This is a genomic window from Kibdelosporangium philippinense, assembly GCF_021390435.2.
In the GTDB taxonomy this organism is placed as follows: Bacteria; Actinomycetota; Actinomycetes; order Mycobacteriales; family Pseudonocardiaceae; genus Kibdelosporangium; species Kibdelosporangium philippinense.
Map to the genome: position 1 here is coordinate 3,696,215 of NZ_JAJVCN010000001.1, position 10,566 is coordinate 3,706,780.

11 protein-coding genes and 2 pseudogenes are annotated in these 10,566 nt (G+C 65.1%); 2 read left to right on the forward strand and 11 right to left on the reverse strand.

The features are described 5' to 3' along the window. The 9 genes and pseudogenes from LWC34_RS17050 to LWC34_RS17090 form a co-directional block, all read right to left on the reverse strand. Entirely contained in the window at positions 1-783 is a 783-nt protein-coding gene (locus LWC34_RS17050) for a DDE-type integrase/transposase/recombinase (protein ID WP_233726030.1), read from the reverse strand. An 87-nt stretch (positions 784-870) separates the two neighbouring features. Further along, positions 871-1,215 (reverse strand): tyrosine-type recombinase/integrase, encoded by a 345-nt coding sequence (locus LWC34_RS17055; protein ID WP_233726031.1) that lies wholly within the window; start codon positions 1,213-1,215, stop codon positions 871-873. Continuing rightward, on the reverse strand, positions 1,116-1,859 hold the full coding sequence (locus LWC34_RS17060) for a tyrosine-type recombinase/integrase (RefSeq protein ID WP_233726032.1): 744 nt from the start codon (positions 1,857-1,859) through the stop codon (positions 1,116-1,118). The genes LWC34_RS17055 and LWC34_RS17060 overlap by 100 nt, the downstream gene beginning before the upstream one ends. Continuing rightward, positions 1,856-2,815: a tyrosine-type recombinase/integrase gene (locus LWC34_RS17065; protein ID WP_233726033.1), complete on the reverse strand. Its 960-nt coding sequence runs from the start codon at positions 2,813-2,815 to the stop codon at positions 1,856-1,858. Before LWC34_RS17065 ends, LWC34_RS17060 begins: the two co-directional genes overlap by 4 nt. Continuing rightward, positions 2,812-4,026 carry a site-specific integrase gene (locus LWC34_RS58080; RefSeq protein ID WP_233726034.1) on the reverse strand — a complete coding sequence of 405 codons (1,215 nt, stop codon included), beginning with the start codon at positions 4,024-4,026 and terminating at the stop codon, positions 2,812-2,814. The genes LWC34_RS17065 and LWC34_RS58080 overlap by 4 nt, the downstream gene beginning before the upstream one ends. 66 nt (positions 4,027-4,092) lie before the next feature. Next, positions 4,093-4,581: a helix-turn-helix domain-containing protein gene (locus LWC34_RS17075; RefSeq protein ID WP_233726035.1), complete on the reverse strand. Its 489-nt coding sequence runs from the start codon at positions 4,579-4,581 to the stop codon at positions 4,093-4,095. Between the two features lie 221 nt (positions 4,582-4,802). Next, positions 4,803-5,375, reverse strand: coding sequence for a hypothetical protein (locus LWC34_RS17080; protein WP_233726036.1), 573 nt, complete (start codon positions 5,373-5,375; stop codon positions 4,803-4,805). A gap of 197 nt (positions 5,376-5,572) precedes the next feature. Beyond that, positions 5,573-6,307, reverse strand: a pseudogene (locus LWC34_RS17085) (transposase); the annotation flags it as partial. Positions 6,308-6,408: 101 nt separating this feature from the next. Continuing rightward, entirely contained in the window at positions 6,409-6,843 is a 435-nt protein-coding gene (locus LWC34_RS17090; protein WP_233726037.1) for a reverse transcriptase domain-containing protein, read from the reverse strand. A 21-nt stretch (positions 6,844-6,864) separates the two neighbouring features. Between LWC34_RS17090 and LWC34_RS17095 the strand changes: the two genes are divergently transcribed. Together LWC34_RS17095 and LWC34_RS17100 are read left to right on the forward strand one after the other, a co-directional pair. Continuing rightward, positions 6,865-7,212, forward strand: coding sequence for a ribbon-helix-helix protein, CopG family (locus LWC34_RS17095; RefSeq protein ID WP_233726038.1), 348 nt, complete (start codon positions 6,865-6,867; stop codon positions 7,210-7,212). 129 nt (positions 7,213-7,341) lie between these two features. Further along, a pseudogene (locus tag LWC34_RS17100) lies at positions 7,342-8,460 on the forward strand (recombinase family protein); the annotation flags it as partial. Between the two features lie 195 nt (positions 8,461-8,655). On the opposite strand, the gene LWC34_RS58085 reads toward LWC34_RS17100, so the two are convergent. Both LWC34_RS58085 and LWC34_RS17110 read right to left on the reverse strand, forming a co-directional pair. Then, positions 8,656-9,408 (reverse strand): reverse transcriptase domain-containing protein, encoded by a 753-nt coding sequence (locus LWC34_RS58085; RefSeq protein ID WP_233728894.1) that lies wholly within the window; start codon positions 9,406-9,408, stop codon positions 8,656-8,658. 722 nt (positions 9,409-10,130) lie between these two features. Next, positions 10,131-10,430 carry a transposase gene (locus LWC34_RS17110; RefSeq protein ID WP_233724830.1) on the reverse strand — a complete coding sequence of 100 codons (300 nt, stop codon included), beginning with the start codon at positions 10,428-10,430 and terminating at the stop codon, positions 10,131-10,133. Positions 10,431-10,566 lie beyond the last annotated feature (136 nt).

Sequence of the window (10,566 nt, forward strand, 5' to 3'; positions counted from 1 at the left end):
TCAGCGTGGCGTAGTCGATCCCGGTCGGTGTCGCTGCTGGCGGGGTGGTGTTTCGGGTCGGGCCTTGGGGTGGGCGTGCCGGCCGATGCGGTGCGGAATCGCCAGCCCGGTCGGGACACCTGCCAGCCGGACCTCGATGCGGGTCAGGTCGAACGGGTCGAACACCAGCTCCACTTTCCGTCCGACCAGGCCGGTGTCGACTTGATAAGTGTTTCCGTGCAAGGAAACCGTGGCGGTTTTGGTGACCGTGCGATGTTCTTCCCAGAGGAACGCCTCGGTCAGCGCGGCTGGGGTGGGCAGGCTGACCGGGCCGCCCGCGCTCCAGCGGTCCAGCGGCGCGGCCCCGGTCTCGGAGTGGATGTGGCGGTGATAGACCGTTTCGGTCCAGGCGGTGAACAACCGGTTCAATTCGGCCAGATCAGCCACAAGGTGGCGGCCGGTGACCTCGGGGTCTCCGGTGATCTCGACCAGGAATTGGTCTCGGACTGTCCGAAACAGACGCTCGATCTTGCCTCTGCCCTGCGGGCGGCCAGGGGTGGAGTGGGTCAGTTTGATCCCCAGCTTCGCGCAGGCCCGCAGCAACCAGGCATCCACGAACGCCGAGCCGTTGTCGACATAGATCGCCTCCGGCACTCCCCGCGAAGCCAGCGCGGGGCGCAGCGCGGCGGCCAACCGCACGGTGTCCTCGGCATAGCCGAACCGATACCCGACCAGAGCGCGGGAGTGGTCGTCCACAAAGGCGAACAGGTAGGTCTTGCGGCCCGCGATCGCCGGGCCGTGCAAGGCATCTTATGCGGACTATCCCGTTATGCTGTCTGGTGTTGGTATCAGGGTGTGACGCGGCCGATCGAAGATTGCGGTTCAACATAATCACAGGTTGTCAAGGAACGCCATGATCGTGTCAGTTGGCTGGTAGCGGCCTGGAGTTGCTTCGATCGGGGCGGTGCGAGCAAGGGCGCGTTCTTTCAGTGCGAGGTCGGCGTGAACGTAAATCTGTGTAGTGGCAACGCTTTCGTGGCCGAGCCAGAGAGCGATGACGGTGGTGTCAACGCCGGCGTTCAACAGTCGCATGGCGGTGGAGTGCCGTAGCACGTGCGGCGAGATCTTCTTGCCGGTCAGTGTGGGACATGCTTGTGTGGCTGCGCGGGCGTGTTTTGTGACGCGTCGTTCCAGGGCATCGCGGCTGAGCTGACGGCCGCGGCTGGTAGGAAACACTGGATCGGTGGGCTGGCTGCGCGCTCGGCCAGCCAGGTGCGAAGCATGGTGACGGTGCCGCTGGTCAAGGGGGTGATGCGCTGTTTGCGGCCCTTGCCGTGGCAGCTGATATGAGCTCCGGTGCCCAGGTGAACGTCACTGATAGTCAATGTGGTCAGCTCGGAGGCGCGTAGCCCTGTTTGGATCGCCACCGCGAGCATGGTCCGGTCGCGGCGGCCGGTCCAGGTGTTCCGGTCTGGGGCTTGCAGCAGCGCGTCGATCTCGGGTTCGGTGAGGTAGGTGACGATAGCGCGGTCGAACCGTTTGGGTGGGATCGCGAGCACGCGTTGGATCGAGTCGGCGTGGTCGGGATGGCGCAGCGCGGCGTAGCGGAACAGTGAGTGGATGGCAGCCAGGCGAGCGTTGCGGGTGCGGACGCTGTTGCCGCGCTCGGTCTCTAGATGGTTGAGGAAATCGCCGATCAGCGGAGCGGTCAGCTCCTCGATCCGCAACCGGGATGGTGTGCTGCCGGTGCGATGGCAAGTGAAGGCCAGCAACAGTTTGAACGCGTCGCGGTAGGCGGCAATGGTGTGCGGGCTGGCTTGACGTTGCCGGATCAGCCGGTCGGTGAAGAACGCTTGCAGCGTGGGGGCCAGTGCGCTCACGTGTCACCCGCTGTCAGGTAGGTGTCCAGGCGTTGGCTGGCCAGTTGCAGCAGTTCCGGTGCTGCCGAGAGGTACCAATAGGTGCTCTTGGGATCGACATGGCCGAGGTAGGTCGACAGCGTGGGCAGCATGGTAGGTATGTCCGCGCCGCGGCGGTAGCAGTCCAGCAGAGTCGCGACGGCGAAACTGTGGCGAAGGTCGTGAATGCGGGGTCGGCAGTTGGCCGATCGCGGCGTCAGTCCTGCCAGGTCCCGGATCGTGCGCCACTTCTTCTGTGCCGCACTGTGATCCAGGCGGGTGCCGGCCGCGGAGATGAACAGGACATCGCGGTCAGCGAGTTTCCTCGTGCGCAGGAGCCGCTGGCGTTGGACCAGATAGTGACGCAACCCGTCGGCTGTGGTGGCATGCACCGGGAGCAGGCGGCTCTTGCCAAACTTGCCCGCCCGGACGATCACCGTCTCGCTGTGGTCGTCGAAGTCTGTGACGTCCAAGGCGATCGCCTCGCTGAATCGCATACCGGTGACCGCGAGCAGACCGATCATCGCAGGGTAGGTGGCCGCCGCGATCGGGGTGGGCAGCATGCGGGCCGCCGCGATCAGGGCGTCGATCTCCCTGCTGGAGTACAAGTATGGCGTAGCCCGGTGTTTGCCATGAGCAAGCAACCCGGGTGGTGGGATCTGAGTGCGGTCGTCGAGGTTGCGCAGGTAAACGGCGAACCGTCGTACTGCGATCAGACGCAGTGCGTGCCACCAACCACTTCCGCCCGGCAGCGTGGCCCACGCCACCGCGTGCTCCACAGTGACCACGTCCGCGTCGTGCTGTTCTAGGTAGGTGACGAACTGTGCCAGCAGTTTCTCCGCGCGGTCCAATGTGGACCCCAGAGCCCGGCGCAAGCGCAGGTAGTCGGCCAGGGCTTGCCGCAACATGCTCACGCCAGTGGTCGCGCCCGCGCTCATGCCACGACCTGCGATCCTGGCCAGGTGCGGGCGATTCTGCGCAGCGAGCCGATGTCGACCTTCGCGTAGATCGTTGTGGTGAGGGCAGTGCGATGCCGTAGGACCTGGCCGATCTCTTCCAGCGAGGCGCCAGCACCGAGCATGGCGGTGGCTGCGCTGTGCCGCAACCGATGCGCATGCAGCACGCCCAGGCCCGCCCGGCGGGCTGCCCTGGCCACCACGTTGGTGACCGTGGTGCTGCTCATGTGACCATACGGCGCACGAGCACAGACGAACACGTGCCGGGTATCGGTCTTGGGGCGCCAGCCAACTAGGTATGACACGATCGCCTGCCCGACATCGCTGGGCAGCGGCAGACGCTCACAGCGTGGGCCTTTGCCCGTGATGGTCAGCTCGCCGCGGCGCCAATCGATATCCTCCAACCGCAGCGCGGCGATTTCTCCGATGCGCAACCCCAGCCGCGACAACATGGTCAGGATCGCAAAATCTCGCTGACCTATCTCGGTTTCCAAGTCACACGACGCCAACAGGGCCCTCACCTGCCCGCTAGGCAAAGCTTTCGGCAGCCCGGCCAACTTCCACCGAGCCATGGTCGGCACCGCGCTAGCCAGCCCAACCGGAATAGCCCCGGCAACCTGCAGGTACCGCAACAACGATCGCAGCGCGGGCACCAGATGCGCCAACGACCGAGGAGCCTGGCGCGCCTGCTCAACCACAAACTCGGTGATCTCACCGGCGGTCAACTGCTCCAGCCCGCCTTGGCCATCACGCATCCGGCACTCCACAAAGGGCCGGACCGCACACACGTTCCGCTCGATAGACCGAGCAGCAAGACCTCGCTCCGCTGCCTCGTACTCCGCATACCGCCTCAGCAGCGCGTCAGCAGCCGTCACCACGTGGCCGGCCGGAGCGGCCAGCGGCACCCCGATCGACCGCAAATACTCCAACAATGCCGCCCACGACCCAGCCTTCCAATCCTTGAACCGCCCGTCCACGCACTGCGCCGCGATGAACGCCTCCACCGTTGCCGGACCAAACTCGGTGATCTCAAGCCCTGTTGTCTGCATCCACTGACTCAGGTGGATCACGCGTCGCTGGTGTGTCCGCACCGCCGTCGGCACGTACCCCTTATGCCCCAACCATTTGGTGAAACCTTCCTCAAACGGCATCAACGGGCCGGATATCTCCAGCCGTGCACGAGACCACGTCACGATCTTTCCTCCCGTCTGAACCTGGCACTGACCCAGGCGGGAAAACCCACGGCGCATGACGCAGACTTATGCGGACCTCACTCGAATGGCCGCACTTCCGAACAGGCACAACGCAACCAAGATCGGCATAAACAGACCATCGGCATAAGACGACTTATGTCGATATCGACATAAGTCGTCTCCGGTCCATAACTCGTTGGGGCGGGCGGCTTCGAACCGGCCGAACACCGACGGGCCAGCATCGGCGGCGGGGCCGGTCAGGCCGAGGCGGGTGAAATGGCGCTGCAAGGTGCGCTCGTCCGGCGACCAGCCCAGCTGCGCGCGCAGGATCCGGCGGATCCCGGCCGCGGTCCGCTCCGGATTCTCCCGCCGCAACGCCACCGCCAGCTCCATCACCTCGACCGGGGTGCGCTGATGAGTCTGGCGGGGACTGGGCACCAGCGCGTCGAACCCGCCAGCCCGCCAGTCCCGGATCCAGCGATCCAGGGTCTGACGCGATACCCGTGTCTTTCGGCCGAATGGATCGGTGTGCTCGGCTGCCGCGATCGCCCGCACCAGCCGGCCCGTTCTTTCGTCGAGTGCGCCTCATCCGCGGCCTCGCGGATGAGTTGATAGCGAAACAGTCCGATCGCCCGCGCTCGATCGGTGCGCACCTGTTGTTCATCGTCGGCTGGCGTCACGCCGGTGCCCCTCCATTGCTCGTTCCACAAAGGACGAGCCGAAAAGGACCACGAATGATCACCCCCGCGGCAGAGGCAACTCGTGTTGATCCACAATCACGGCCAGCCCGGAGCCAGCAGCCGCCCGCCCGAGATCGCCACCGCCAGTTCCCATACCGACACCATGGGCAGCACGAACCGCCGGGCCGCAGCCCGCGCTGCCGCCTCGATCGCGCACAGCGCGTCCGCACACGAGCTTGCCGCCGGCTCGGGCATCACCGGGTCCGGATCCAACGCCCGCAACCACACCGTGAACACACCCCGCACCGGCTCGGCCCGCCCGGCAAACCGGCGGATCCAGCCCCGCACCGTGTCCACCGGCCTGCTCAACGCCGCAGCGATCGACCGATACCCGCCACCGGCAGCCTTCGCCGCCAACGCCGACCCGATCACCACCGCCGCGTCCGCCCGCCGCACCAGCAGCACTACCGGCAACAACACATGCGTCACCCCACAACCGGCGCATCGCGACCGGCGTGGCCGCACCCGCACCGGGCCGTGCGGACCGCGGACCGTCCGTTCCCGACCATGACCCCAACCGGTCAGCATCCCGCCGCAGCCTGGACAGGCCAGCCGTCCACTCACAAGCCGACGCTCGACGGCGTCCGCGTCCACCTCTACCGTGACCACAGCGCCTCCGAGCGCCACCGCACGGCCCTCCCGCGGGACTCCGGCAAGAGACACGGGAGGGCCGTCGCCTACACCGACGTGCTCACCGTGCCGCCGAACACGATCAACAGCAACCAACCCGCGCCGCACACCAACCCATGCTCACGCTCAACGCCGGAGCCCTACCCACAGGTGCTCATCTTCAACGCCGCCGAACACACCAAGTCGGCCTTGGCGATCCGCACGGTCGCTTCCGAGCCGCCCTTGGTTTGCGGGTCGGCCGGGACACAGGTCCGGATGGTCATCCCGTAGTGCCGGCCAACCTCGACGATCTCCGGGTTGCGCACCGCGATCCGAGCCACATGGTCGATCGACACGGTCTTCTCGTTGTCAGTCAACGCATACGTCGGCACTCCACCCAACCTGCGCAGTGTCGTGTCCAAACACGACACGATCGTGGGCATTGTCTTGTCCCATACCGGGATCACCACCCGGAACCGTGACCACGCCAGCCACGCACACCACAGACTCGTGCGTCGACCCCTGATCCGTGGGCCCTCACCCCAGTCCCACTGCAGCCACAATCCCGGCTCGGTGATCCACGGCCGGAACACCCGCCGCTGCCCGGCTTGGAACCGCTGCTTCACCTCCGCGACCGCCCGACGGGTCGTGCGTTCCCCACCGGTGAAACCCATCGCGGTAATCCGACGATGCACCACATCCGCGCGGACCCGACCACCCGAGCGGACCACCAACTCCTCGATCTTCTCCAGATACTCGTCGATCGGACGAGCACGATGCTCCCGGGCCACCGGGCTCTGCCCGGCCTCCCGCAACTGCACATACCGAGCCACCGTGTGGTGGTCACACCCCGCAAGCTCGGCCGCAGCACGGTAACTGCCCGTGAGGTCGTATGCCTCAAGGATCTCCATGATCTCCCTGCTCGTCTTCACCGGCCGACCCTCGCCGACCGGTATCCCGGACTGATCACCGGGGAGATATCTGGCCACCAGCGGGGAGATCGCTGGCCACCTATGGGGCGGTAACTGGCCGCCTATGGGGATTTTTCACTGGCCACGGACAGGCCCTGCCTGTCTCGCGCTTGCCGAGGCCCGAACGTGTACCCCAGGAACGTGAACGAGATGTTCGGATGATCACCGCGCCGGTTGCTGTCCCTGCAGTACACGATCTTGGTTTTGTCCGGGTGTAACCTCACCCCGACTTGTTCCATACGCCGACCGATCGCAGCCCGCAGCATGTACGCCTGGCGTTCAGATCCACAGTGCACTACCGCGTCATCCACGTATCGCTCGAACGTGACGCCCGGAAACTCCCGGGCCATCCACGCATCGAACGCGTAGTGGAGGAACAGATTTGCCAGGACTGGCGAGACTACGCCCCCAACGCACTGGGCAACTTCGAGTTCGAGGTCACGCTGAGTTATCGGCGGCTGGAACGGCCGCGGCGTGTCGCGAGTGGAGAGTGACATGTCGAGTAGTACTCTTATGACATGGCTGATGGTCGTGCTCGGGTGGACGCGGGGGAGTACGCCCGTCGAGTCAATGCAGCGGTGGAACTGCTCGAGTCGGGCATGCCGGTGGCCGACGCCGCGCGTGTGCTGGCGGAGCGGTTCGGTTGCTCGGTGCGCCAGGCCCGCCGGTATGCCGAGCGTGCCGCTTCCGTTGGGCGGTCGACGATTCCGGAGGCGACGACGGTGTTCACCGTCAAGCTGCCCGCGGCGCTGGTGGCTCGGGTGCGTCAGCGGGCCAGTGAGTCGGGCAGCACGATCTCCGCCCTGGTCACCCAGGCCCTGACCGAGTTTTTGGCGCGGGGCCACGGAAAGCGCCCTCGCCGGTGAACGCCCGGGTGGTCGAGACCGAGTTCGTGTTCGACCGCCACGCGGCCACGGATGTGTCAGTGGCCTACGCCATCCTGGTGCCACCACGACGGGCCCGCATGGAACGGACCGGCCAGAAAGGACCGCAGCATGACCAGCGCGGCGATCTACGCCCGGGTCTCCTCGGCCCGGCAGAAGAAAGACGAGACGATCGCGTCGCAGACCGCGGCGCTGCGCGAACACGCCGCAGGGCTGGGGCTTGAGGTCCCCGCCGAGTGGGTGCTCGAAGACGAAGGACACTCCGGGGCCACCCTGATCCGCCCGGCCCTGGAACGCCTGCGCGACATGGTCGCCAGCGTCGGGATCGACGTGGTGCTGTGCTACTCGCCGGACCGGCTGGCCCGTAAATTCGCCTACCAGGCCCTGCTGATCGAGGAGTTCGCCCGCGCCGGCACCAGGGTGGAATTCATCAACGGCCCGCGTGGCGACTCGCCAGAGGACCAACTGCTGGTGCAGTTTCAAGGCATGTTCGCCGAATACGAGAAGGCGCAGATCCTCGAGCGCTACCGCCGCGGCAAGGCCCACCGCGCCAAGAGCGGGTCGGTCAACGTGCTGTCCGGCGCCCCGTTCGGCTACCGGTATGTCCGCAAAACCGAGCACACCGGCGCCGCCTACGAGATCATCGAGCACGAGGCCGTGCTGGTCGCCGAGTTGTTTCGCCGCTACGCCGACGAGGGTGCCTCGATCGCCGAGTTGACCCGCTGGCTGTCCGAACAACACGTCCCGACCCGTACCGGCAAGCAGCGGTGGGACCGCTCGGTGATCTGGGGCATGCTGCGCAACCCCGCCTACACCGGCCGCGCGGTGTTCGGCAAAACCAGGGTCGTGCACGAATCCCCCGGCCTCAACCGGGTGGCCCGGCTGCAAGGACGCTCCACACCCCGGGCATCCAAGGCTGTCGACCGTCCCCGCGAGGAGTGGACCGAGATCCCGGTACCGGCCATCATCACCCACGACACCTTCGGTCGAGTCGCCCAACGCCTGGCCGACAACAAGCGATTCGCCGCCCGCAACACTACGATTCCCTCGCTGCTGCAAGGCATGGCCGCCTGCGCCGGCTGCGGATACGGCTACTACCGCACCTCGACCCGCACCACCAACAAGAAGATCTACTACTACCGGTGCCTGGGCTCGGACGACTACCGCTATCAAGGCGGACGCGTCTGCGCCAACAAACCGGTCCGCGCCGACTACCTCGACACCGTGGTCTGGAAGCACATCACCGGGATGCTGGCCGACCCGCAGTTGATCCGCACCGAAATCGACAAGCGGCTCGACTCCGCCCGCACCGCCGATCCCGTTGCGCAGCAACGCAAACGCCTGGACACCGCGCTGGCCAAGGCCAGCAACGGGATCGCCCGCATGATCGAGGCTTTCGGCGAACAACTCATCACCATCGACGAACTACGCGCCCGGGAAACCAACCTGCGCAACCAGATCGACGCACTCGATGCTCAGCTCGCCGACCGCCAGGCCTACCTCACCCTCGCCGCCGACCTCGAAGGCTTCCTCACCCAACTCCACCGCAACGCCGAAGTATCCACCACCGACGAACGCAGACGCGTGCTGCGGCTGCTCGTCAAGGACGTCCTCATCGGACCCGAGAAGATCACCATCCGGCACCGCATACCCATCCGGGAACGCACCCCCAGCGAGCAACACCCCGACAACACCGACACGGAGGGTGACCATCAGCCCCATTGCCCAGTGCGTTGGAGGCGTAACCGCGGAGCCCTGGGGAGTCCCCCGATCCCGCTTTTCCAGGGCCCCGCCTGGATGCTGCAACGGTGCACGTAGCCACCGTTTGACATACAACACGACCCACGGCTGGCCAGTGTTCGCCTCCACCGCTTTGACCATGAGATCCCACGGCACGCTGTCGAAAAACTTCTGGATATCCAGATCGACCACCCAGTTGTATTTCCAGCACCGCTTCCGACACTTAGCCACCGCATCGATCGCCGACCGCCCAATACGATAGCCGTCCGAGTCGTTATGGAAGATTGCTTCCGCGCGCTCCTCCAACCTTCGGGCCACCACAGTTTGAGCGATTCTGTCAGCAATCGTGGGAACGCCAAGAATTCTGACCCCACGGCCTCCATCTTTCGGTATCGGCACCGCCCGCACCGGAGGTGGAAAATAGCTTCCCGATGACATCCGGTTCCAGATCCGGTAGAGATTGTTCTTCAGATCCTCATCGAACTTATCGAGTGAGCAGCCATCCACGCCCGGTGCTCCACCGTTGGCCTTGACCTTCTGGTACGCCTCCCACACTTCCCGCTTCGAGATACGAAACGGCTTGACTTCTTCAGTCGACTTCGACGCGCTCACTCGATCCCTCCCGAAATGTCTTCGGTTGCTCGAACGAACTAATCTGGACAGTCCGGCACCTTCGCTCCACTCCCATTACAGGAGCTTCTCCACTACTATGAGCCGGTCCGAATGCGTGCCCCGCGACGGTACTCAGCGCCTCATGGTTTCCGCCACTTGTGCGCGCTTCCTGTCGCTGCCCGTACCCCGCGAACAGCGGTATCGGGGTACGCCTTCCCACGTTCCATGCGAGAGCAGCAGAACGGGCTCGCGTCACCTTCATGCCGGGTACCGCCTGGCCAGTAGCCGGGTGTCCGCCAGGCTCATCCCAGGGTCACGACCACACCCCGGTTCTGATACCACTTGAAAGTTTCGACACTTCATCAGTGATTCGCTTGCGCTCGCCTTCCCGTCCCCTACCTGACGCATCTCGTACGCCTTTTCCTCATCGCTCACCACGACGGTCTCCAACCAACGCAGCATGAGGCGGTTTGGTATCTCCCCCCGAAGGGCGACACCGAAGGGCCAATCCTTCATCTCTCACATAGCACCACATCAAACAGAGATACCTACATTCCCCACTCTTTGTGTTCGTGGCGCACGGCCGCGGCTTTTCCCAAAAAATCCTTCTCCAACCGCAGCTCGCGAACTTCCTTCTCCAACTCCCGCAACCGCGCCCGCTCCGGCACCGTCAACGGCGGCTCCTCGCCGGCATGAGCTTTCCGGTACTCATTAACCCAATTCCGGAGACTCTGCTCATTCACCCCAAGCTCCCGCGCGACCGACGCGACGGGACAACACGACTCCACCACCATTTTCGCCGCTTCCTCCTTGAACTCCGGAGTAAACGACCGACGCTTCTTCGACACGGACATCCTCTCTTTCAGACGAAAACCCTAGTGGGTTCGCTGTCCGGAAGATCAACAGCCTCTCACAGACCCTCTCGGAACAGTCCCTCCTCGCTTGACAGAGGAGAGTTTACAGTCCCAGTCTGTTTGGTTTTGG